Raw genomic sequence first — 25113 nt, 5'->3', positions numbered from 1 at the left:
CAGTTTACCGTAGCAACAGATAAGGATTTTGTGGTATGGATCAATGACATCTATGGGAGGACACAATGACAGAACAAGAGTTATGGGCGGAGTTTTGCTCAAAGAAGAATATTGATATAGACACACCATATGAAGCATGGGGCTTTGGAGGTGTTGAAGAGGGAGATACAGACAGGCTTGCAGAGCTGGTTATAAAGGGAGTGAAGTTTGGAACTGCAAGCTCCTATGACGAATATGTCATGGAGGATGTTTTGGATGAGCTTCCAAAACCCGGGGATTACAGCGTGATCCTGGACAGTAAGGACGAGGCTGTATGCGTGATCAGAGACTATGACGTGTATGTGAGAGCCTTTGGAGACGTTCCTCCATTCCATGCTTATGCGGAGGGAGAAGGCGACAGATCACTTAAATACTGGCGCAATGTTCACACAGACTTTTTCAAGGAATGCCTTGATGAAACAGATATGCCGTTCAATCAGGAATCCAAGGTAGTGTGCGAGAAGTTTAGCGTTGAGTACATTCCGGGAAAAGAACTTCCGGAGGATGAGCTTCTTTTTGTGGAGCCTTCTATGGACTTTGCAAAAGAAATAGCGGCTTATAGACAGGAAATGCTGGATGCAGGATCCTCTTTTGACGGATGTTTTTCTATGAAAAGAATGCCAGACATGCAGGAATATGTTGATTACTGTATAGGCTGGGCTAACCCAAGAAGAGAAGCAGATGAGCACGGCGCATGGGGAAATGTACTATTGGTCATCAGAAAGTCAGATATGAAAATGGTAGGCTGCATGCAGGTTCATAGTGTCTTGACCGAGAGAATGAAGAAGTATACAGGACATGTGGGCTATTCAGTTCGTCCATCAGAGAGAGGAAAGGGCTACGCCAAAAAGATGCTGGCTAAGGCCTTGGATTTCCTTTCAAGTTTCGGATTTGATGAAGTATATGTAAGTTGTCTTCCAGAAAATGAAGCAAGCAAAAAGACAATCCTTGCAAATGGTGGAGAATTTATGGAGACAGTTTATCTGGAGGAAGACGGGGTAAATCTGGAGAAGTACAGGATCAGATTGTAATTTCTACGTTCATAGCTATAACAAGAAAACTAGACTAACAGGTGGGGAAAAATGAATATTGAAGAACTTAGAGACGATAGAGTTGTTGCTATATTCCTTCCGATTATGGCGCTCATAGTTGGACACATTTTCACACCGACTATTTTAGCAAGTGTCTTTGTGGTAACAGAAATAGTTTTTTCAATAGTTCTTGCTATTGAAGTTAAGAAGTTAAGGTGACAAGATGCATTTTGTTGATGCGAAGGGGATTCTAACTGGGAAAAACGGATTTCAGGGAATGAATATATACCGCGGATGCAGCCACGGTTGTATTTATTGTGACAGCAGAAGCAAATGCTATCAGTTCACCCATCCCTTTGAAGATATTGAAGTAAAGCAGAATGCTCCGGAGCTTTTAGAAAAGGCACTGAAATCAAAAAGAAAAAAGTGCATGATTGGAACGGGCGCAATGTCGGATCCATATATGCACTGTGAAAAAGAACTGCAGCTTACAAGAAAATGTTTGGAAATCATTTTGAGATATGATTTTGGTGTAGCCATTCAGACAAAGTCAGATTTAATTCTTCGGGATATAGACCTTCTCTCAGAGATTAACCGTAATGCAAAATGTGTAGTGCAGATTACGCTTACAACTTATGACGATGAGTGTTGCGCAATACTAGAGCCAAATGTTTGCAATACAAAAAGACGTATTGAGGTTCTGGAGGCAATGCAGGAAAGAGGAATACCGACAGTTGTATGGCTTACACCAATCCTGCCATTTATCAATGATACACAGGAAAATGTAACCGCAATCCTGAATGAGTGCATAAGGACAGGAGTAAAGGGAGTCATTGATTTTGGCATGGGACTTACACTTCGTGAGGGTGACAGGGAGTATTACTACGAAGCATTGGATAAGCATTTTCAAGGAATGAAAGAGAAGTACATTAAACAATATGGGAACGCTTATGAACTTCCGAGTCCTAATGCAAAAGAGCTAACAGGGGTATTTCAGAAAATATGCAAGGAGAATGGAATATTATCCACACCTGAAGGATGTTTTGATTATATGCAGGAATTACCCGAGAAGTACAAGCAAATGAGCCTTTTTGACTAGGAGATGAGAATGATGCAATTTGGCATGCCAACACTTATTGAGAACCAGACATTGGAGGATAATATAGATCTTTTAGGTATAGTTCTATTATAACGATTTTCTCTATTTGATTAGCAGGCAATCGCTGATATTATCATAATTGTAAAAGCGCTGATACAAAATATACTAAAGACAAACAGAGAGGATACTAACATGAATAGAGATATTTTTATCAAAAACCTTACTAAGGAAAAAATAGAGATGAGCCCAAAGGGCAGAAAGGCCAATGAGCTCACACCTGAAGATTTTGAGAAGTGCTACGAGAACTTTTTTGACATGATCTTCGAGATTGCAGCTACTGATGTATCAGAGGTGGAAGGCTTCGGAGAGTTTGATGAGAACAATAAGGCACCATTTGAGAGTCTGGAAGCTTTCATCCGTGATGATATGCTGGGCGATCCTGAGGATGGTTATTGGAAGAACTGGAAGGAAATGTTCGGAACAACTTTCCTTGAGGAAGACTACTACAACGAGATTGCGGAAAAGGCTCTTAAGTATGCACCTTTTTGCGAGAAGCAGAGATTTCTTGCAAATAACAATACCTTTTTCTGCAATATGATCGTGGGCGAAGATGGTAAGACCTACTGCGCAGACTGGGGAAGAGCTGGAATTATGGACTTTTTGATGGATTTTGCAATTATGGATCTCAATAAGCCATATCTTCTGGTTCCAGAGAAACTCTATGAGTATGCTAAAAAGAGAAATATCGAAATCCCCGATTTTAAGGAGAGATTTCTTTGCATGGCATACTACAAGGGAATTGTAACACTCAGATGGCATGCATCAATTGATGACCTGGAATCCTGCGAATCCATAGTGAAGTCAATCAATGCCTTAGAAGGACGCATGGCAAAACTATAAGAAAAGCGCGGAACTAATATATGAAATATGAAAACGCTAAGAATATCCTCCCGGAAAAACTACTGGAGGAAGTTCAAAAATACGCAGCAGGAAAAGTGATATATATCCCAAAGAATGAATCTTCCAAGGGATGGGGCGAAGCATCAGGCTATCGTGACAGATTAAATAAGCGTAATGCCATGATCTGCAACCGCTACTCAGCAGGGCACTCTATCATAGAAATAGCTGAAGAGTTCTACCTTTCGCCTGAAACCATCAAGAAGCTTGTTTATGGTAAGAAAGTGAACCTTCCGATGTTTTCCCCAACTATCACTTCTGCAGAGCACTACGCATCTCAGGGACTTGGAGAAGAATGGGTGCGGACTTACCTTAGCTCAATGGATGAAGATGTCCCTGACTATTCAGCATTCTTCATGACAGAGCTGGTAAAGATTCCGCTTAGACTCATCAGAAACGGAAGCGAAGATAAGAAAACAGATAACAATAAAGGCATAGATAGCAAAAAAGATATTGCTGTAATAGAGAATTATTCTGATCTTCCACTCATTGTAATTTATGAAAACCACGTTTTTACTGCACCATACCAGCAGGAATACCTACATTTCCTGAAACTGGAAAAAACTAATTCTCATTACGCTTTTGTATTTGCCAGAAATGAAGAGTATAGCTTTTTCTGGAATAACTTTGGTAAGAATTTTCAGAGATAATAATGGCATTTTGCAACTTAGACATCCCTGATTGCAACTTAGCACCATAAATATTGAGGGTAAGCTCCTTTTGAAGTAGAGTATGCATATGAAATGCAACGACTACTGAAAAGGAGCTTTTTAAAATGAAAACAATGACAGCAACAAAAGAAAGAAACAGATTTCTCCAGGGATTTGATTTCCTTAGTTATGGACTTGAGATATTCGCTTTTATCGGATTTGAACTTTTACTCGGTTACGGAATCGAATTTAATTTATATGGTCATGAATTCGGGGATTTTACCAAGATACAGAGCGTAGTACATTGGGTATTAACCATTGCAGTATGGATGTTTGGAGCATGGTATGTAACAAGAGAATGTGCTAAGAAATCAGGAGTAGATCTTTTTAAGAACATGAAGGAAAATAGCCTTATCCAGGGCGCAAAAGAGATGCCTCTTATTCAGTGGGTACTTCTCATTGGAGGAACAGTTCTTTGCCTTATCTCAACATGGATTGACTGGAACGGAAGCAAGGTTGCAAAAGAGTTTGCAAGCAATGGAGTTCTTTTCCCAATGCAGTATCTGTACTATTTGGCTGAAGTTGTAATGGTTCTTCTCATCATTGTGTTTGGACAGTATGCATTTGAAAAGTGGTTCAAAAATGATAAGATTCCTTATGGAGGAATTCTGGTAGGTCTTACTTGGGGACTTGGTCATTGGTTCACAAAGGGTTCACTTGGAATGGGTATTTATTCTGCAATCGGCGGATTTGTTTTTGGAGGCGCATACCTTCTTACAAACAGAAATATCAAGCTTACATATTTATTCCTCTGCATCATGTTTATTTTGTAAGGAATTGTAATGAGATTTATTAAGACCAGGGAAGAAGATTTAGAGGAAAACTATTTAGAGCTGCACTATGACGAGATCGATGAGGAGACTGCCGCAGTACTGGAAAGGCTGCGGCCTGCTCTTAAGTATATCGAGGGCACCACAGATGGAAAGAGGCTTACAGTGCCACTTGCAGATATGTACTATTTTGAAACGGTAGACAGGAAGACCTTTGGATATACCAAGAATTCCTGTGTTGAGGTAAAAGAGACACTGCAGGGAATAATTGATGAGTATGAAAAAGTGGGATTTGTGAGAATAAGCAAATCAGCTGTTGTTAATCTCTACAAGATTAAAAAGCTGCAGGGTGATCTAAACATGAGAACCCTGATCTTTCTTAAGAATGATGAGTGTCTTGTGATGAACAGAGGCTACAGAGCAGAGTTCTATGCGGCACTTAATAAACTTCAGGGGAGAAAAAAGGCATGAAGATCATAAATAGAAATAATTTCATATCTATTGTCTGTGTCAGTTTTACACTGATTGTCTGTGGCAAGCTTCTCTTTGAAAAGGCTACAGGATTTACGGATATATATTATACAGAAAATATTTTTATGTGCCTGGGGATTTCGGTGCTGGCAACGGCGATTCTAGCGCTTCATTATTATTTGCAACATCTTCCTTTTGTTCCCGTGGTGATCGGACAGTATCTTCTGCTTCTAGCAGTGATCTTTGGTGGCATCTGGACTTTAGGTCATTTCACCGAGAATGCGCCATCGGCTTACAGAGATATGTTCATTTCCGTTTCGATTCCATATGTAATCGGTGCAATAGTTTATTACGCCAGCTTTTTTATGCAGATAAAAAAGGCCAACGAAGTTTTTATGAACCTGGATCAGAATGAGTAAATTAGAAAGGAAGAAAATGATACTTGTTACAGGAGCCAGCGGATTTGTAGGAAGTAAAATAATGGAAGTATGCAGGGATGTGGTTGCTTCTCCGTCACTTAGAAATGCATCCCAGGAGCAGATTAAACGAATTATTGATGCCAGCGGCGCGGATACGATTGTTCATACTGCGGCTATATCAGATACCGGAATTTGTCAGGAAAATCCGGAGGCATCCTATGAAGCAAATGTTCAGATACCGGTTTATCTTGCGAAGGCAGCAGAAGGAAGGAAACTGATCTGCTTTAGCTCCGATCAGGTATACAACGGCCTTGAGGATGACGGGCCATATACAGAAGATAAAGCTGATCCGGCAAATGTCTATGGCAAGCATAAGCTTGAGATGGAGGAGAGAGTGCTTGATATATGTCCGGACGCGGTAATGCTCCGGGCAGAATGGATGTATGATTACTACCTGAAAAAGTCCAATTTCTTTATGAACATGATTAATGCCAAGGGCTCTGTTGCATTTAGTTCAGGGCAATATCGCGGTATAACATATGTTAAGGAAGTTGCGCAGAACCTTGAAAAAGTAATAACGTTGCCGGGAGGCGTATATAACTTTGGCAGTGAGACTACAAAATCCATGTATGAGGTAGCCAAGCAGTTTATTGAGGATATGGGGCTTAGTATTCAGCTTGAAGATGCACCTCCAAGGCACAATCTGTGGATGGATTGCAGTAAGGCACGCCAATATGGCATCAGCTTCAGCGAAGTTTCTGAAGGATTATGTAAATGCGCAAGAGACAATGAGGCTGCTTTTAGGTTATAATTATAGATACTTTTATAGGGAGGTTTGGGGAGTATGGCAGAGAAGCTTTTTCCGCTTGGAACCAAGCATTTTAATATCACGCCCAAGGATGAAAACAGGCCCATGGAAGATGAATGGGTTGTGTCACTTAAGGAAGACAATCATGCACAGGTTGGAAGTTTACGTTTTGAAGACGGACTCTTTAATGGGGAAGTTAAGGTGGCTGTGGAGCTGAATCCGGAATATGATAAGACCATGTTCGTACAAGAAGTCTATTATTCCATGGCAAGATTTGTCTTTAGAATCAAGGATGTCAGAGAAATATGCACAGAGTGCAGACATGAAAATGATAATAGAGTAAGAGGCCTTGAGAAGGCCGGATATGTTCGCAGGGAGACCAAAGACGGTGTTGATCATTATTCCATGACCAAGCAAAAGAGTTCCTGGACAGGTCTTTATATTATGATTGGATTGATTTCGGGATTTATTATCGGGCTTACAGTCTCAAACCTTTGGATGGGGACCATCGGAGGTGTGCTGACAGGCGCAATTATCGGATATCTTTTAGACAAAAGAGATGCGAACAATCAGATATAATTGGAGTAATAAAAAGTAACTGATATTTAAAGTGTGAACTAAATTTCAAATTGTCAGAAAAAACCTCAGGGTCTGCGGTATTACTACTGTTTGATCCTGATATTTTTTTGTCATAAAAAACTGAATATTGACAAATAGTTTTCGCTTAGATATACTGACCAAGATTTTTCACAATCACAAAATCTTTGTGAAAATGCAAAGAAAATGGTAGTTTTGATTGCAAGGTTTTATAGAGGAAGTTATGATGGATAATACAGCACTTTGTTTGTCAAAAGCCATTCTTTATTTCCTGTCTCTTACACAGCAGGAGAATGAAGAATTCAAAGAAATCCCGGCTACAAAGACAACAAGCAATGTCGAAGATAAAAATAAGAAAGATAAAAAGGAAGAGACTATGTCAGACAAGATTACACTTACGATTCCAAAGAAAAAGAATATAGCACTTATAGCTCATGATGGGAAAAAAGCTGAACTCATCCAGTGGTGTAAGGATAATTCAGAGATTCTTAAAAAGCATTTCCTTTGCGGAACAGGTACGACTGCAAGAATGATAGCAGACGCTACAGATCTTCCTGTCAGAGGATATAATTCAGGTCCACTTGGTGGTGACCAGCAGATTGGTGCCAAGATTGTTGAAGGAAAGATTGATTTCGTAATTTTCTTTTCAGATCCACTTACAGCAGCTCCACATGATCCTGATGTTAAGGCACTTATGAGAATTGCACAGGTTTATGACATTCCATTTGCCAACAACAAGGCAACTGCAGATTTCATGATCAACTCACCACTTATGGATGATGAGTACAATCATGATGTTATCAATTTCCAGCAGAATATAGAACACAGAGCAGAGACTCTGCCAAACAAGTAATACTTTTTATAGCTAATATATGCGAAACCGTCTTCTTGATGATAGAAGGCGGTTTTCTTTTTATATCCATACATTTAAAAGCTGTATTATAATTAAATCCGTAGTGCAAACAATTAATTATATCGGGGGACAATATGGGCGAGTTAAGATACGTTGAGTTAAAAGATATAGCTAATGAAAACATACATGTGCTTGGAAGAATGGGTAAGCAGCGCCAGCCGCTTCCTGTCTTTTTCAACGGCGCAGGTGTTGAAGTAGTTGTTACAGGCTCTGAGCTGTGGATAGATGTTGAGACAGATTCAGACGTTAATGAAATGTGGATTGCAGTTGAAATAAATGGAGCTTTCATGGCAAGGCAGATGCTGCTTCCGGGGGAACATAGCCTATGTCTGTTTAGGAGTATGGAACAAACCACACCCAAAAGAGTGAGGTTTTACAGAGAGCTTCAGGCTATGAATGATGATCCTAAGGTTAAGCTTCTGATCAAAGGATTTAAGCTTGACGGAGAATTCCAGAAAGTGCCACAGTACAGCAGAAAGATCGAATTTATTGGCGACAGTATTACCTCAGGAGAGGGAAGCTATGGGGCCTTTGATGATGTAGACTGGATCCCTATGTACATGAGTGCCAGCGCAAATTATGGCCCTATGACTGCCAAAGCTCTGGGTGCTGATTATCACCTGATTTCCCAGGGAGGATGGGGCGTATTTGTTGGATGGGATAACGATGTAAGACATAATCTTCCTTCTGTATATGAGAAGGTATGCGGTCTTGCTAACGGAGAGATGAATAAAGCTCTCGGCGCAGCTGATGAATATGACTTTAGCTCATGGCAGCCGGATGCAGTTATTGTAAATCTCGGTACTAATGATGATACTTCTTTTAACCAGCCGGAGTTTGTAAACCCTGATGATGGCAGGGTTTACAAGATGCGAGTTAACGACGATGGCACAAGGAGCAGAGACGATGAGCTTAAGATTGTTGATGCAGTTGTAAATTTCCTTACAATGATCAGAAAGCACAATCCCAAGGCAGAGATAATCTGGTGCTATGGAATGCTTGGAAGTAATCTCAACCTGGTTCTAACAGAAGGAATAAATAAGTACAAAGAAAAAGCCGGAGATGAAAAGGTTTCATTCTTCCAGCTTCCAAATACTACTATGGATACTTTTGGTTCACATATGCATCCGGGACCCAAGTCTCACCAGAACGCAACCAAGGAGCTTGTGGATTATCTGAGGAATAAGCTTGGCTGGGTAGACTGATTCGGGATTGTATAGGTAGTTATAGTTACAAATAAAAAGCACAAGGCTTCGTGATTAGTAGTTAACGATTAGCCTTGTGCTCATTTTTCATTTCGTACATTCTCTGATCGGCTCTTTCAATCAAGGTTGAAATATATGTGGTCTCAGAGTAGAGAGCGTAGCCTATAGAGGCTTTTACAGTCAGGTTGAGGCCGTCTATATTACGCGGAGAATCTACGGCCTTTATTATCTTTTTCTGCATCTCTTCAGCTTCGGAAGGATCCTGAAGCTGATGAAGAATTACAAATTCATCACCGCCATATCTGAATAAAACACAGTTGTCGGCAGCCACTAATGTAAGGCTTTTACAAAGTGACTGTAGTACAAGATTTCCGTATTCGTGTCCGTAGTTATCGTTAATACTCTTAAAATCATCAATATCCATCATGTATAAGACGAAATCAGTCTTGTCTCTTTGATATTGTTCTTCGTATTTTTTAGCGATTTCGCTGAAGGCTCTTCTGTTGAAGACGCCTGTAAGTTCGTCGGTCTGGGACAGTACAGACAGGCGATCTTTTTCTGCAAGGTCATCTGTTACATCCACAAAAGAACCAACCAGTCCAACAATTTCGCCATTTATCCTAAGGGGAGATTTAGAAGCTCTGATATTACGAACTCGCCCTTTTACAATACACTGTCCGGGAACATCTTTGACTGTTTCTCCATCACGTATAACTCTGTATTCCACGGCTCTATAGGGCTCCGGATCAATATGCCAGCCCATGTCTTCATCGGTTTTCCCAATGATATCATCCACTGAATTTAGGCCATAATAATCCAAAAACATCTGGTTTGCTCCAAGAAACCGTCTGTCTTTATCCTTCCAAAATACACCAACCGGGATTATGGCCAATATGTTGTTTAGAATATCAGAGTTGTTTAGAACGTCCATTTTCGCTACCTTCAGAGGGCACATTCCTCTATTAAAATATTATCACATTAACGTATTTAAAATGTTTTAATTGTATAAAAATATGATTAACTTTTGTGGAAGAGACTAACATAATTAACAATTAGAAAGGGGAAGAATAGGGTATTTTGACATATTTAATAAAGCAGCATCTATGTTAAAATTACTAATAGGTATGCTTAACAACATAATATTGCACACAATTGGTAAAAGTGTGCTGTTCGGAGGGCAAGCGATGGACAATTCTTTTCAAGAAATTAAAACCTTTTTCGGTTTTGGGTGTATGAGACTTCCAATGATCGATAAAGAGGTAGACATTGAGCAGTTCAAGGATATGGTTGATTACTTTATAGATAATGGGTTCAACTACTTTGATACGGCTCACGGATACATTGACGGTAAATCTGAGAAGGCTATTAAGGTAGCTATTTCAGACAGATATCCGAGAGAGAAATTTCTTTTAACAAATAAGCTTTCAGATTCCTATTTCCATAAGGAAGAGGATATAAGACCATTCTTCCAGAGCCAGCTTGAGGCTTGCGGTGTTGAGTACTTTGATTTCTATCTCATGCACGCTCAGAATGCCAGAAACTTTGAGCAATACAAGGAATGCAGAGCTTACGAGACAGCCTTTGAGCTCAAGAAGGAAGGCAAGATCAGGCACGTTGGACTTTCTTTCCATGACAGTGCAGAAGTTCTTGATAAGATCCTTACCACATATCCTGATGTTGAGATTGTTCAGATCCAGTTCAACTATTTGGATTATGAGGATCCGGGAGTTCAGAGCCGCAAGTGCTATGAGGTTTGCAGAAAGCATGGCAAGCCTATGATCGTTATGGAGCCGGTTAAGGGAGGAACCCTTGTAAATCTTCCTAATGAGGCACAGGCAGTATTTGACGAACTGGGAAGTGGGCTCTCTAACGCCGGCTACGCAATCAAATTTGCAGCAAGCCAGGAGGGTATCAGAATAGTTCTCTCCGGAATGAGCGATATGGCCCAGATGAAGGACAATGTTTCATTTATGAAAGATTTCAAGCCTCTCTCTGAGCAGGAATTTGCAGCTATCGACAAGGTCGTAGCTATAGCCAAGGAAGTAAAGGCAGTTCCTTGTACAGCTTGTCATTACTGTGTTGAGCAAAGTCATTGTCCTATGAATATTAAGATCCCTGAGATTTTCAAGGCATATAATATGTACAAGGCATTTAAGGACAATAGTCAAAAATGGCGTTATAACGCATTCATTACATCCGGGGACCAGGGAAAGGCCAGCGCCTGCATAGAGTGCGGAGCTTGTGAGAGTGTCTGCCCACAGCATATTGAGATTAGAAATTGTCTTAAAGAAGTGGCAAAAGAGTTTGAATAAAGAAGTGATGGTATTACCGTAAATCGGTAGTACCATCTTTTTATGCACATAAATAATAGTAAAAATTTAGTAAAAAAATGAATTCTAATATAAAAACAAATATATTATCATTGTGGATGGAAGATACAGGTTTTTACCTGTAAGAGTTATACAAGATTATCAGAGGAATGAGATGAGAAACAGTATTGGGAAACACAAATTATCTGCAGGGTTATTTGCTGCGGTTCTTGCCCTAAGCCAGCTTACAGGTTGCGGGGCTGCCGCAGGCACCGATGATGCCGCCGGTCAGAGTAATCAGGAAGAAGTAGCATCTGCAGATACATCGGCAAATGAGGCAGCTTCTAATGGAGAAGATGGCGATAACGTAAGCATAGAGGAAATGGTGGCAGATATGGATATTTCAAGGACTATCAAACTTGATACAAGTAATATTCAGACCTTTAATGACACAGATGGTGACGGCTACGGCGAGTTCCAGGGCTTTGGAACCAGTCTTTGCTGGTGGGCAAACAGATGTGGCTATAGTGAGAAACTAACAGAAGCATCTGCAGAGGCCTTTTATAACAAAGAAACCGGTCTTGGAATGACCATCGGACGTTACAATGTAGGCGGCGGCGACAATGTTACTACAGAGGATGTTACGGCCCAGATGAAGGAAGAAAGCCCTTTCCTTCACAAGGAGCATATCAGAAGATCAGATTCTGTTGTTCCCGGCTACTGCGTTGATGTAACCAAGATTGACCTTAGCAAGAATAATAAAGATTATTACGAGAGCTCTTTTACCAGAGTTGATTATGACTGCGGCTTCGCCTGGAACTATGACTGGGATGCAGACAAGAACCAGATGAATATCTTAATTGCAGCAGCCAAGTCAGCAGGAGATGAGTTTATTGGGGAAGCATTTTCCAATTCACCGCCATACTTCATGACAGTTTCTGGATGCACCTCAGGAGGAGAGGATCCTTCTGTAGATAACCTGCGAGAGGACTCTGTTACAGCCTTTGCCTGTTATATGGCAGATGTGATCGAGCACTGGGCCAAAGAGGGTGTTATAAACTTCCAGAGCGTTGACCCTATGAATGAGCCTGCAACAAGCTATTGGAAAATGTGGAGCGAGAAGCAGGAAGGTTGCCACTTCACTCAGGGAGAGTCCCAGTCCAGAATACTTGTGGAGCTTAATAAAGAGCTTCAGAACAAGGGAATAGATATTATCATCTGCGCTTCCGATGAAACCAGCATCGATGCGGCTATTATTTCCTACAAGCATCTTACTCCCGAGGCAAAAGAGGCAGTGACAAGAATTGATACTCACTCTTATCAGGGAACCCAGCGCGAAATGCTCAGACAGACAGCGCAGGAAGCCGGGGTAAACCTTTGGATGAGTGAGGTTGACGGCACATATTCTATCGGCAAAAAAGCTACCGGAATGAGCGCAGCGCTTGGCTTTTCAGAGGCAATCATGGAAGATTTAAACGGCCTTATGCCAAGTGCATGGATTATGTGGGATGCGGTAGATCTTCATGTGGATACAAATAATAAATATGACACCTGTACCAGGCAGGAGGCTGACAAGATCATAGAGGAAGGAACTCCGTTCTGGGGTATCGCTATTGCAGATCATGATAAAGAGGAGCTTCTTCTTAGCAAGAAGTACTATGCCTTCGGACAGTTCTCAAGATACATAAGGCCCGGATATACACTCGTAGGATCATCAAGCACAACAGTTGCTGCAGTAAACAGACAGGAAAAGAGTGCTGTAATTGTTGCCATGAATACTAATTCCGATGACCTAAAATGGGAATTTGATCTGTCAGAACTTGGCTTGGAATTTGGATCTGTCACAGCTATCAGAACCAGTAAGGATGAGAACTGGGCTGATGTTACAGATGATAGTGGTATTGCGTTTGAGGGGAACAAGTTCACAAGTCTTGTGAAGGGAAGCTCTATCACAACTTTCATAATCAAGTGATGAACAGAAGAAATATATTTATTGCAGTCATTGATGGTTATTTTGGTGGCTACATATGGGGGAATAATGGCTACATTAAAAGAAATAGCGGCAGAGAGCGGTTTTTCTATAGCAACTGTCTCAAGAGTTCTCAATGAAGATGACACCTTGAACGTACCTGAGGCAACCAGAGAACTAATTATAGAGACCGCAGGTCGCCTTAATTACAAAACCAAAACTGAGAGAAAAAAGTATGAAGCAGCCAAAAAGAAGGGACTTCATAAGCTCTCGAGAGTAGGAATTGTGGAAATGCTGAGTGTGGGAGAGCAGATTGAAGATGCCTACTACATGTACCTTAAGAACAATGTGGAAAAGGTATGCATGGAAGAAGAAATAGAGGCAGTTCCCATGCAGTACGACGAGGGGCTTTCCGAGTATAGGAACATGGGAAGACCGATTGATGGCATCATTGCAATAGGCCAGTTCTCAGAAGAGCGCATTGCAGCTATGAAGAAAAGAACAGAGAAAATTGTTTTTGTGGATTCATCTCCGGATGAGCAGAAATTCTGTAGCATTAAGACCAACTACGAGACCGGAGTTAGACAGGGTGTGGATTATCTTGTGAGACAGGGGCATACAAATATTGCTTTTGTTGGACCTGAAAATTCAAGAGATTCCAAGGCAATTTCAGCTCCTGAGGACAGACGTAGGATCTTTAAAACTATTACCAAAAGCTATGAGGGAAAAGTTCATCCTGAAACTATAGATGTAACCGGAACTGCAAGGGATGCTACTGATAAAGTCATGAATTTCATAGTGTCGGATAATAATCTCAGATCTGATGAGGATAAGGTTACAGCTCTTTTTACATACAATGAGGCTACAGCCCTTGGAGCAATTAAGGCTGTGCAGAACGCAGGACTTCAGGTTCCGGAGGATATAAGCGTACTTGGCTATAATGACACTGTTCTTGCCTCCTATATGCAGCCGCCTATCACCGGTATTCACATTTATATGGATGAGATGGCAAGAGCAGCAGTTGAGGCACTTACCAAGCTGATAAACGGATATGTGAATATACCCTTTACAACGTTGATTCCTACAACTCTTATGGAGAGGGCAAGCATCAGGAAAATGCAGTAACTGCGCGAATTTAATATGTTTTGAAGCAATTTGGGAGCACTCGTGGAAATGTGGGTGCTTCTTTTTGTGTAAAAATACGAAATATAGGTGAAATAAACTTAATAAAAATGTGTAAAATTTTTGAAGTAAAATTTTAGTAAAAATGTCAGATAGTATTATTTCACAATTAATCTTAGAATTCTATGTAGACGGTTTATCAATTATCTACAAATACCAGTTTGGGAAACTGGTAGTATGAAAAAGTTGAAAGGGGTACAAAATGAGGAAGGATTGGAAAAAGGTACTAGCATCAGTTCTAGGCGTAACCACGGCCTTTACTACCTTGTTCCAGGCGGGAAGTCTGACAGGTATTACGGCCCAGGCTGCCGAGGCGAAGGCTGACAAGACAGTTAAGCTTTCTCCTGCAACAGCATCATTGTTTAATGACACTGATGGAGATGGTTTCGGTGAATTCCAGGGCTTTGGAACATCACTGTGCTGGTGGGCTAATCGCGTGGGGTATAGTGATGAGCTTACGCAGCAGGCAGCAACAGCCTTTTTTGACAAGGAAGAAGGCCTTGGAATGACAATTGGCAGGTACAACGTGGGAGGCGGTGATAACGTCGGGGAAGCTCCTGAAGTATCAGTCAATGACAAAGCAGTATTCTATGATACATCATCAGAGAACCTTAGCTATGCGGGTTCTAACATGAAGGTTTCTACAAACAGTAGCCTTAAGGATGCAAGCTTTTCTAAGTCTGATGCGGATTTCGGATTCACATCCGGCAAGAAAGTCGGCTCTTTTGACACTATTGGATGGATCAACAACTTAGATGGTGGTATCGGTTCAGGTGATAACCTCCACTATCTGATAAATGCAAATGAAGATGGAACATACACCATCAAGATGCTGTTCACTCTTTCAGGCACAAACAAAAGAGGTGTCAGCATAAAGGTTACTTCCGAAGAGGCTGCAACCTACAGCCATCTGGAGGAAGATGCCGGAACAGAAGGGAATTTAGAAGTAGTCGGCGATGTAATTGAGGGAGAAGAAGCCAGCGATTCAGCATCTGTTGAAGCGTCTGTAGAGGAAGAAAAAGAAGTGGACGCTGACGCAGATGATAAAGAAAAAGTAGATGACTTAGAAGATAGCCAGGAAGAAAAAGAAGAGGCAGAAGATGGTGAAGTTGAAGCTGCATCTGTAAGTGCTGATAATGAGGTCGAGGTTGACGTAAACGTTGAGCAGATATCAGAAGACAACCTTTTAGAAACAGTTTCAGCAGAGCCTAAGATCTATACAGTATCTGCTTCTGAGGTAAACAAGAACCTTGTAGCTTCAGGAAATAACAACATGCTCTATGTTGTTACATTTGAGAATGTAGAACTTAAGAGCGGTGTTAATAAGATTGATATCGGCGGAGCAGACGGTGACTGGTGCCTCGACTTTGTTAAGATGGCTCTTATTAAGTCCGGAGAAGAGGGAGTACTTCCAGAGAGCAGTGATTTCCTTCACGGAGAGCACATTAAGAGATCAGACTCAATTGTTCCCGGTTATGCCACAGACGTAACCAAGATCAATCTGGAAAAAGAGAGTGCTGAGTATTATGAAACCAACTTTGCAAGAGCTGATTTCGAATGCGGCTACGCTTGGAACTATGACTGGGATGCTGATAAGAATCAGATGAACGTTCTTATTGCAGCAGCACAGGCAGCAGGCGATGAGTTTATTGGTGAAGCATTCTCCAATTCACCACCATATTTCATGACAGTGTCAGGCTGCTCATCAGGCGGAGTTGATCCAAGTGTAGATAACTTAAGATCAGATTCTTATACAGCTTTTGCCTGCTACATGGCAGATGTAATCGAGCACTGGGCTGACGAAGGTGTTATAAACTTCCAGAGTACAACACCTATGAATGAGCCTTATACCAATTACTGGTCAGCCTTTAACAACAAACAGGAAGGCTGCCACTTTGATATCGGAGAGTCTCAGTCAAGAATACTTGTTGAACTTAATAAAGAGCTTGAGAAAAAGGGTATTGATATTCTTATCTCAGCATCTGATGAGACAAGCATCGATACAGCCATTACCTCTTTTAACGCTCTTACAGACGAGGCAAAAGAGGTTGTGGACAGAATTGACGCTCATACCTACAGCGGATCAAACAGAGCAGGACTTAAGGCGCTTTCAGAGTCTGCAGGAAAGAACCTTTGGATGAGCGAAGTTGATGGGACTTTCGAAGCAGGATCAAATGCCGGTGAGATGAAAGCAGGCCTTGGTTTTGCACAGAGAATCATTACAGACGTTAATGGCATGATGCCTTCAGCATGGATCATGTGGGATGCAGTAGATATCCACATTGATTCAAATAACGAGTTTGACACAGCAACCAGAGAATCTGTTGAAAATATGCTTTCAAACGGTGATGGTTTCTGGGGAATTGCCATCGCAGATCATGATAACCAGGAGCTTCTTCTTAGCAAGAAGTACTACGCATTTGGCCAGTTCTCAAGATACATCAGACCGGGATATGCAATCATTGCTTCAAGTGATTCTACAGTAGCAGCTTTTGATCCCAAGGAAGGAAAAGTTGTAGTTGTTGCTGTTAATACAGCAGGTTCAGATCAGACCTGGAAATTCAATCTTCAGGATTTCTCTGAGATTGGTGACAAGGTAACAGCTATCCGTACAAGCGGAAGCAGAGCAGACGGTGAGAACTGGGCTGATGTTACAGCTATAGACAATATCGTTGTAGACAGAGCTTCCAAGAACGTATCAGCAACACTTAAAGCTAACTCAATCACAACATATATTATTGAGGGTGTTACCTATGATAGTAGCGCAGAGACAGTAGTTTCTGTAGATGAGAGCACTATTTATGCAGTAAAGGGAACTCTTCCTGTTCTTCCTAAGACAGTAAGCGTTCAGACAAGTAAGAATAATACAATTAATGCAAATGTAACCTGGGATCTCGATGGTGTAGATCTTTCTTCAGCAAAAGAAGTTACAGGAAATCTTGACGGATATGGCTACGAAGTAACTTTCTCCATCAAGTACGTTGAACCTAACATGGCTTGGTACATCGACTGTAACGACAATGAAGTAGGACATACTTCATACAAGACAATGGATTCCTATGCAGATCTTTTCAATGAGGTTCCGGACCAGAAGTATGATGGAACTTGGGGAAGACTTGCAGACTACGGCGCATACAACAACTCAGACGATGACCCATGGGCATATGGATGGTATGCATATTCTAATCAGAGTATCGATTACACAGTGCCGCTTGAAGCAGGTGACTATACACTTACCTTCGGCTTCAAGGAGTGGTGGAATCAGTCAAGGCCAATGTCTGTTTACGCAGTAACAGATAACGGTGAGGCACTTCTTGGAAATACAAATGCCAAGAATGGTAACAACAACTGGAACACACCTGTATACAGCTATAGCCTTGCTGAGGCGGGAAATGTAACCTTCTCAGTTCGCAAAAATGGTGGTCCTGACCCGGTTCTTTCATTTATCAGGATCCAGAAGAACTTAAAACTTGATGAGCTTAAGAGTGCTCTTGCAAAAGCTCAGGCAGTAGATACAGCTCAGTATTCAGAGTCAAAGATTGATAGACTTAATTCTCTTTTAGAGAGAGCTCAGAAGCTTATGCTCAGAGCAGCTACAACTCAGGACGATGTAGATCTTTTGGTAAAAGAGATTTCAGAATTTGTAGACACAGATGGAAATCAGTTCTCAGAGGAAGAAATCGCAGCAAATGATTATGTTCTCTACCTTGTAGATGTTGCAAGTAAAGATACAACAGTTGTTCCAGACGGTTATTCACTTGGCCTTTATCAGACAGTTACAGACCAGGAAGTAGCAGTTGATGCAGAAACAGGCCTTAAGTGGGGATATGAAACAGATGAGCAGTACGGTGTAAGAGTAAACGGCGGATCATCTGATGGCTCACTTACAGGAACCTATGCATATATGTCAGATAAGGGTTGGACATATGAGAAAGGCGTGAGCGGACTTTACTACAGCTTCGAAATGCCTGACAGAAGTAACAATGAGTATCTCGTAACCATCGGCGTTAAGAGCCCTTGGAGTGCAAGAGATATAAGCTATGACATCGAGGGAACATGTGTTGAGTCCGGTCTTAACCTTGGACAGAACTCACTTGTGGAGAGAACCTACAACGTAGAAGTTACAGATGGAACACTTAATCTTTATGCTTATGCTACAAACAGAACAAGTTCCTATGTGGATCCTCTGCTTAGCTACATTATTGTAAAAGCAGTTCCAGAGTATGATGTAAATACATTGAGAGCAGCTATTGAAAGCTATCGCAGTGCAATGGAAGGTAAGACCTATACAAAAGAAACTCTTTTGGCATTTGAAGAAGCAGAAGAGGCAGCAAAGGCTCTCATTGATGCAAACAGTACAGATACAGCTGCAATTAAAGAGGCTTACAAGAACTTGAAGGAAGCATTTGAAAACCTCTATGAAACTTACATTATTAACTACACTTCAATCACAGGTGTAGAGGGTGCTCCATTATACGATAACAACGGAGTTCAAGTTCAGGCTCATGGTGGACAGATTCAGCAGTTCACTATCGATGGAGTAACCAAGTACTATTGGTACGGTGAAGATAAGACTTATGATTATCAGCCGGTTGTAGGTGTACATCTTTACACCTCAACGGATCTTTACAACTGGACAGATGAGGGAGTTCCTTTTAAGGCAATTCCTATAGCTGATGAAAATTATGGCAAGTTCAAGGAGGCTGGCTATCAGGCAGATCTTTCAATCTTCGAAGAGGACGAGTATTTTGCAACACTCTATGGAGATTACAAGGGACAGGCAGCAGATGACTCCCAGTATGATAACAAGCTTGAAGAAGTATACTGGAATATCGCAGCTGACAGAACTGTTATGGAGAGACCTAAGGTTCTCTATAATGATAAGACTGGCAAGTATGTAATGTGGTGGCACTGCGATGGAAATACCAAGAGTAATCCGACCGGATCAAATTATGGAAAAGCCAGAGCAGGTGTGGCTATTTCAGATTCACCTTATGGACCATTCAAATTCCTTGGAGCTTACAAGCTTAACTACTCAGAGACAGCAGATCATCAGTGGGATAGCGACGAGTCAGCATGGGGCTCAGTAAGAGATATGAACGTCTTCAAGGATGATGACGGAACAGCTTATGTAATGTATTCATCTGACGGCAATACAAATATGTATATTGCCAAGCTCAATGATGAGTACACATACCTTGCAAACGATCAGAAACATGCGGTACTTGGGGAAGACTTTACACTCAACTTTGCAGGTGCATCAAGAGAAGCTCCCGCAATGTTCAAGTACAACGGAACCTATTATATGATCACATCAGGCTGTACAGGATGGGATCCAAACCCTGCAAGCTATGCATATGCTGAAAGCCCAATGGGACCTTGGACAACAGTTAATAATCCTTGTACAGATTCAGGTGCAAATACAACTTACAGAACTCAGTCTACTTGCGTATTCCCAGTAGATGCAGCAGCTGGAAAGTTCATCTACATGGGTGATAGATGGAATTCAGGAGATCTCAGCGAATCAAGATACGTTTGGCTCCCTGTTGAGTTCCTTGCAGGTAACAGAATTGCTCTTAGAAGCTATTCTAACTGGACTCTGGATGAGCTTGAGAACAAGGGGGTATTTGAGATAAATACCGGGCTTCCTACATATGCTCTTTCCAAGGAAGATTTGGCCTATAAACTCCCATCAGAAATTGAGCTTACTCTTTCAGATGGAAGCGTAGTAACCAAAGCAGTTACATGGAATACAGACGCAGCTGACCTTGTTGGCGATGTAGAAGTTACAGGTGTTATAGCTGATTACAACAGAAGCTTTACCCATACAGTAAGCATGATTCCTGATAAGATGATCTACTTCTACGACAGTGCTTCAAGAAACGTTTTGGGTGATGAGGAAGCAGATTATCTTACAGCTGCAAGGAAGGTACTTGGAAGGCAGATTCGAAATACAGCCGCAGACGAAGACTTCACGGTGACAGGGGTGTCAGGTTATAACGGCGTAAGAAGCTCAGAGAATGCAGAGAGCTACGATGTTGGTTACAAGAATTCAGGTTCCGATATTTGGGGACATGGTTTCTGGGCAGCAGGTAACAAGACAATCGACTATGTATTTACTCTTGAGAAGGGTCAGTACACAGTAGCAGAGGGATTCCAGGAGTGGTGGAACACTTCAAGACCTACAAGAATTACAGTTACAGATGAGGCAGGTAATTCTCTTGCACAGAAGAACTTTACTCTTGGATCTTCAGATAGCGCAAGGCTTGAGACAGTAAGCTTTGAAGTTACAGAGGATACAAAGGTTACAGTAAGCGTTGCCAAGACTGGAAATCCTGATCCGGTACTTAGCTTCATTGCCGTTATCAAGGACTCTATGGATAAAGAAAAAGAGAGCCTTGGATATACAAACGGCCGCTGGTACACAAAGTGGGAAGCTACATACTACGAAACTGAAGACGGTAAGACTCTTGAAGGAATACAGAAGGTTGACGGAGTTTATTACTGCTTCAATTCAAAGGGTGCTAAACAGACAAGTCTCTTTGCTGAAGATGGAAGCAATAAATATTACTTCGACAAAGATGGTAAGATGGTAACCGGTTGGATGACAAGATGGGGTGCAGTATACTACTTTGATGAAAACGGAGTAATGCAGACCGGATTTGTTGATGCAGACGGAGCTACATATTATTTCTCAGCAAGTGGAGCACGTCAGACCAGCAACTGGATTACAGAGAATGGCAATAAGTATTATGTTAAGTCTGATGGAACAGTTGCTAAGAGCGAATGGATAAATAAGTGGGGATCCAAATATTACTTTGATGAAGATGGAATAATGCAGACCGGATTTGTCGATGTAGATGGAAAGACCTACTGTCTTTCTGACAAGGGTGTTCTGCAGACAAGTGCCTGGATAGAGTCAGGAGACTACAAGTACTATGCAAAGTCAGATGGAGCAATGGCCAGAAATGAAACAATCACAAAATGGGGTCAAAAGTATACGTTTGACGAATTAGGCCACCTCGTAAAATAAGATAAAATGTTCAGGAAAAGTTCAAGTCGTAAATTGACTTGAACTTTTTCTGTTATAAGAATTTATCGCAAATAAAATATAGTATAATGTAAAGTGCGATAATTCGAGAAAACTAAGATAAGTTGAATGAAAATTGTAGTTTTCATCTGATTTAGGAGGCAGCATATGGAAAATAGACCTGTAGGAAGAAAAAAGAATGTGGGAACAGGAGGAAGCGGCGTCCATAGAAGAGGCGACGGCCTTGGGACCGGTCCTGTCGGCAGCACCAACGGATATTCCGGCAGCAGCTCGGGAAACGGAAATGATGGTGGAATGAAAAGATCCGGTGGAAGAAGCCCACTGTTTATGATCATTATAGTTCTTTTCCTGCTTCTGGGAGGCGGCGGAGGCTTAACATCTCTGCTGGGAGGAGGCGGAACGGATACAGTTTCATATACTGAAACAGCTCCCCAGACAACAACTCAGACCACAACAACATCGTCACAGTCGCAGACCACAACAGGTTTTTCTAATGGCTATGACGGTAGTATGTTGTCACTATTTGGATCCATGTTAGGCGGTGGATCAGGTTCATATTCAGGCGGAAGTATGGCATCTGCAAGCTGGAGTGATACACCAAACACCGGAAAGCTCAATACTTCTGTAGCATCTGCAGCTAGAGCGAAGCGCACTGTAATTAAGGGCAATGGTCAGGATACCATCACCATCATGGTTTATATGTGCGGTGCAGACCTTGAGTCCAGAGGCGGAATGGCTTCCAAGGATATTCAGGAAATGCTGGCAGCCAAGTTCGATGATAAGATCAACCTTATCCTCTATACTGGTGGAGCCAAGCAGTGGCAGAACAATGTTATTTCAAGCTCAACTAACCAGATTTATCAGGTAAAGGACGGCAAGCTCATTTGCCTTAGAGATAACCTTGGCAGTGTTCCTATGACCAAGGCAGATACACTTTCAGGATTTATTAAATGGGGAGCATCTAATTTCCCTGCAGACAGATATGACTTTATTTTCTGGAATCACGGCGGCGGATCAACCGGTGGCTACGGTTATGATGAGAAGTTCTCTTCGGCAGGAGCGATGTCTCTTGCAGGAATTAATACTGCGCTCAAGGACGGCGGAGTAACCTTTGATTTTGTAGGCTTTGATACATGCCTTATGGCTACCGTAGAGAATGCCCTTGTAGTTTCAAACTACGCAGATTACCTTGTTGCCTCTGAGGAGACAGAACCAGGTGTTGGCTGGTATTACACAAGTTGGCTTTCAGCTCTTGGAAGCAACACTTCCATGGAAACAACTGAGATTGGCAAGAACATCATTGATGCCTTCACAAATGCCTGCGCCCAGTCTTGTCCCGGACAGAAGACAACACTTTCTTTGATAGATCTGGCTGAGCTTTCTCAGACAGTACCTGCTGAACTGGCAGATTTCTCCAAGAATACTTCTGAGATGATCACCAGTGACTATGCTACAGTTTCAAATGCTCGTAGCAGCACAAGAGAATTTGCTACTTCATCCAGAATCGATCAGGTGGACCTTGTAGACCTTGCAAACAGGATTGGAACAGATGAGGCAAAAGAGCTGGCAGAGGCCCTTAAGGGTGCTATCAAGTACAACAGAACCAGCTCAAACATGACAAATGCATACGGTCTTTCTATCTACTTCCCTTATCAGAAGGCTTCAAAGGTAGATTCCATGGTTGGAACCTACGAGGCCATCGGAATGGATGAAAATTATGCTAAATGTATTCAGAACTTTGCGGCAATGGGAGTTGGCGGACAGGCAGCAGCCGGCGGAACAGGAAGTCCGATGGCATCACTGTTTGGAACACCAACCACTTCTTCTGCAGGTACAACAAGTGCCGGCGGAAGCGTTTCATCAGACATGCTGATGCAGCTTTTGTCAGGATTCCTTACCAGCGATATGAGCAGCATTTCAGGTCTCACATCTTCAAACTCATCCTTCCTTGGAAAGAGTCTAGATGTAGACCAGGCGTCTTCCTACATTGCAGAGCATCATTTTGATCCTACAGCTCTTGTATGGGCACCGAATGCAGAGGATTATACCTGCATCTCACTTACTGAGGATCAGTGGAAGCTTGTTAATGACCTGAAGCTTCACATGTTCTATGATGACGGTGAGGGCTATGTGGACCTTGGAATGGATACAACCTTTGAGTTTGACGAGGATGGAAATCTTCTTGCTCCCGATGACAAGACATGGCTTGCAATTGACGGACAGATAGTAGCCTTCTACGTAGAAGATATCCAGGGAGATGAGAACAGCTACGCAATAACAGGCCGCGTTCCATGTTTGCTCAACGGGGATAGAGCTAATCTCATCATCGTATTTAATTCTGAAAATGAAGATGGATTTGTAGCAGGCGCGGTTTATGATTATGTAAATGGCGAAACAGAAACAGTTGCCAAGAGTCTTACTGAAATTCAGGAAGGCGATACAATTGACTATGTCTGCGATTTCTATGATTACAACCAAAACTATCAGGACAGCTATTTCCTGGGAGAGCAGGTTACGGTAGACAAGCCTGTTTCAGAAATGGTGATCAACAATCTTCCTGTAGGAGATGGCAAGACTGTAGTTATGTATTGCTTTACAGACATCTATGGTGAAGAGTACTGGACACCGGCATTAGAATATTAAAGAAAAATAGTCAGTGGCTTATTTACTGGTCACTGACTATAATTATGGGATTTTTATGGAAGAAAAAACAAAAGATTTTTTGGCAGGCAGGATAAGGGACCTTGCCACAAAAGCCTATATGAACGGCTTTGTAACACATACGGATTTTCTGTCATTATCAGAAATAGCAATGTTTTACCAGATACTTGCATCTGAGAAGGTGCCTTCTAATGTGCATGAATATTGTGGCGCAAAGTACGTTGTTTATGGCGGAATGGAAGATGCAGAAAGGGCCATGATCTGCTTTTTGCCGGATTACATGGATGAAGAGACATTTCTTTTATCTGAAAAACAGGAAAATGAAGTCCTTAAATGTGTTCATATAAAGCCACTTAATAACAAGTTTGCAGATGATCTTAATCACAGAGACTATCTAGGAAGCATTATGAACCTTGGTATAGAGAGGGATCAGATTGGCGATATTCTGGCTGGGGACAAGGAAAGCTACGTATTTACTACTCCGGATATTGCAAATATGCTGGAAAAAGAGCTTATTCGAATCAGACATACCTCAGTTAGAAGTCAGATTGTAAATACAGCGGAATGCGATATCAAGCCGAAGTTCGAGGAAATATCAGGAAGTGTAGCTTCCGAGCGAATCGATGCAATACTTGCATTTGTTTATCATCTATCCAGATCAGAGGCACAGAAACTCATAGAAAGCGAATCCGTATTTATTGACGGAAGGACAGCTTATAGCGGGGGCTACGACTTGAAAGCCGGTGCCAGAGTATCTGTGAGGGGCCATGGAAAATTTATTTATCAGGGAACTACAAATACTACCAGAAAAGGGAGACTATTTGTTTCGGTAAAACTTTTCAAGTAGCAATACAAGCGGTTTTTCTAGTGCTAATGCACAGAAATACCGCTATTTTTTTGTGATAAACGCAGGATTGTTTAA

Annotated in this window: 19 protein-coding genes; 18 read left to right on the top strand and 1 reads right to left on the bottom strand. The window is 41.7% G+C overall.

Annotated features, from left to right (window positions below; translation table 11 throughout):
• Window positions 1-65 precede the first annotated feature (65 nt).
• The 12 genes from G613_RS19005 to G613_RS0103670 all read left to right on the top strand — a co-directional run bounded on the left by G613_RS19005 (window position 66) and on the right by G613_RS0103670 (window position 9019).
• On the top strand, window positions 66-1070 hold the full coding sequence (locus G613_RS19005) for a GNAT family N-acetyltransferase (RefSeq protein ID WP_029231380.1): 1005 nt from the start codon (window positions 66-68) through the stop codon (window positions 1068-1070).
• A gap of 51 nt (window positions 1071-1121) precedes the next feature.
• The gene (locus G613_RS19415) at window positions 1122-1289 is read left to right on the top strand and encodes a hypothetical protein (RefSeq protein ID WP_155828026.1); all 168 of its coding nucleotides are present in this window, start codon (window positions 1122-1124) and stop codon (window positions 1287-1289) included.
• A 4-nt stretch (window positions 1290-1293) separates the two neighbouring features.
• Entirely contained in the window at window positions 1294-2169 is an 876-nt protein-coding gene (locus G613_RS0103720) for an SPL family radical SAM protein (RefSeq protein WP_029231379.1), read from the top strand.
• A gap of 192 nt (window positions 2170-2361) precedes the next feature.
• Window positions 2362-3069, top strand: coding sequence for a hypothetical protein (locus G613_RS0103710; RefSeq protein WP_029231378.1), 708 nt, complete (start codon window positions 2362-2364; stop codon window positions 3067-3069).
• A 20-nt stretch (window positions 3070-3089) separates the two neighbouring features.
• Window positions 3090-3776, top strand: coding sequence for a CD3324 family protein (locus G613_RS19640; RefSeq protein ID WP_029231377.1), 687 nt, complete (start codon window positions 3090-3092; stop codon window positions 3774-3776).
• Between the two features lie 125 nt (window positions 3777-3901).
• On the top strand, window positions 3902-4609 hold the full coding sequence (locus G613_RS19635) for a hypothetical protein (RefSeq protein ID WP_029231376.1): 708 nt from the start codon (window positions 3902-3904) through the stop codon (window positions 4607-4609).
• Between the two features lie 9 nt (window positions 4610-4618).
• Complete coding sequence (locus tag G613_RS0103695; protein ID WP_029231375.1) at window positions 4619-5077, top strand: LytTR family DNA-binding domain-containing protein; 459 nt, start codon at window positions 4619-4621, stop codon at window positions 5075-5077.
• Window positions 5074-5496: a DUF6608 family protein gene (locus tag G613_RS0103690; protein ID WP_029231374.1), complete on the top strand. Its 423-nt coding sequence runs from the start codon at window positions 5074-5076 to the stop codon at window positions 5494-5496. The genes G613_RS0103695 and G613_RS0103690 overlap by 4 nt, the downstream gene beginning before the upstream one ends.
• Window positions 5489-6307 carry an SDR family oxidoreductase gene (locus G613_RS0103685; protein WP_035774212.1) on the top strand — a complete coding sequence of 273 codons (819 nt, stop codon included), beginning with the start codon at window positions 5489-5491 and terminating at the stop codon, window positions 6305-6307. Before G613_RS0103690 ends, G613_RS0103685 begins: the two co-directional genes overlap by 8 nt.
• A gap of 33 nt (window positions 6308-6340) precedes the next feature.
• Window positions 6341-6883 carry a GNAT family N-acetyltransferase gene (locus tag G613_RS0103680; RefSeq protein WP_029231372.1) on the top strand — a complete coding sequence of 181 codons (543 nt, stop codon included), beginning with the start codon at window positions 6341-6343 and terminating at the stop codon, window positions 6881-6883.
• 394 nt (window positions 6884-7277) lie between these two features.
• Window positions 7278-7754 carry a methylglyoxal synthase gene (locus tag G613_RS0103675; protein WP_029231371.1) on the top strand — a complete coding sequence of 159 codons (477 nt, stop codon included), beginning with the start codon at window positions 7278-7280 and terminating at the stop codon, window positions 7752-7754.
• A gap of 134 nt (window positions 7755-7888) precedes the next feature.
• Window positions 7889-9019: an SGNH/GDSL hydrolase family protein gene (locus G613_RS0103670; RefSeq protein WP_029231370.1), complete on the top strand. Its 1131-nt coding sequence runs from the start codon at window positions 7889-7891 to the stop codon at window positions 9017-9019.
• Window positions 9020-9080: 61 nt separating this feature from the next.
• Here G613_RS0103670 and G613_RS0103665 read toward each other — a convergent pair whose 3' ends face one another.
• On the bottom strand, window positions 9081-9950 hold the full coding sequence (locus tag G613_RS0103665) for a GGDEF domain-containing protein (protein ID WP_029231369.1): 870 nt from the start codon (window positions 9948-9950) through the stop codon (window positions 9081-9083).
• A gap of 193 nt (window positions 9951-10143) precedes the next feature.
• On the opposite strand from G613_RS0103665, the gene G613_RS0103660 reads away from it, so the two are divergent.
• From G613_RS0103660 to G613_RS0103635, 6 genes are all read left to right on the top strand, one after another.
• Window positions 10144-11331: an aldo/keto reductase gene (locus tag G613_RS0103660; RefSeq protein ID WP_334291381.1), complete on the top strand. Its 1188-nt coding sequence runs from the start codon at window positions 10144-10146 to the stop codon at window positions 11329-11331.
• Between the two features lie 172 nt (window positions 11332-11503).
• Window positions 11504-13300, top strand: coding sequence for a glycoside hydrolase (locus G613_RS0103655; protein WP_029231367.1), 1797 nt, complete (start codon window positions 11504-11506; stop codon window positions 13298-13300).
• A gap of 66 nt (window positions 13301-13366) precedes the next feature.
• Complete coding sequence (locus G613_RS0103650; protein WP_029231366.1) at window positions 13367-14422, top strand: LacI family DNA-binding transcriptional regulator; 1056 nt, start codon at window positions 13367-13369, stop codon at window positions 14420-14422.
• 259 nt (window positions 14423-14681) lie between these two features.
• Window positions 14682-21512, top strand: coding sequence for an Ig-like domain-containing protein (locus G613_RS0103645; protein WP_029231365.1), 6831 nt, complete (start codon window positions 14682-14684; stop codon window positions 21510-21512).
• Window positions 21513-21677: 165 nt separating this feature from the next.
• Complete coding sequence (locus tag G613_RS0103640; RefSeq protein ID WP_029231364.1) at window positions 21678-24173, top strand: clostripain-related cysteine peptidase; 2496 nt, start codon at window positions 21678-21680, stop codon at window positions 24171-24173.
• A gap of 55 nt (window positions 24174-24228) precedes the next feature.
• On the top strand, window positions 24229-25038 hold the full coding sequence (locus tag G613_RS0103635; RefSeq protein ID WP_029231363.1) for a YlmH/Sll1252 family protein: 810 nt from the start codon (window positions 24229-24231) through the stop codon (window positions 25036-25038).
• Window positions 25039-25113 lie beyond the last annotated feature (75 nt).

This window comes from Butyrivibrio sp. VCB2006 (assembly GCF_000420945.1).
Classification (GTDB): domain Bacteria; phylum Bacillota; class Clostridia; order Lachnospirales; family Lachnospiraceae; genus Butyrivibrio.
The sequence above is the reverse complement of the archived record's forward strand: the minus strand, read 5'-3'. Positions and strand labels throughout refer to the sequence as shown.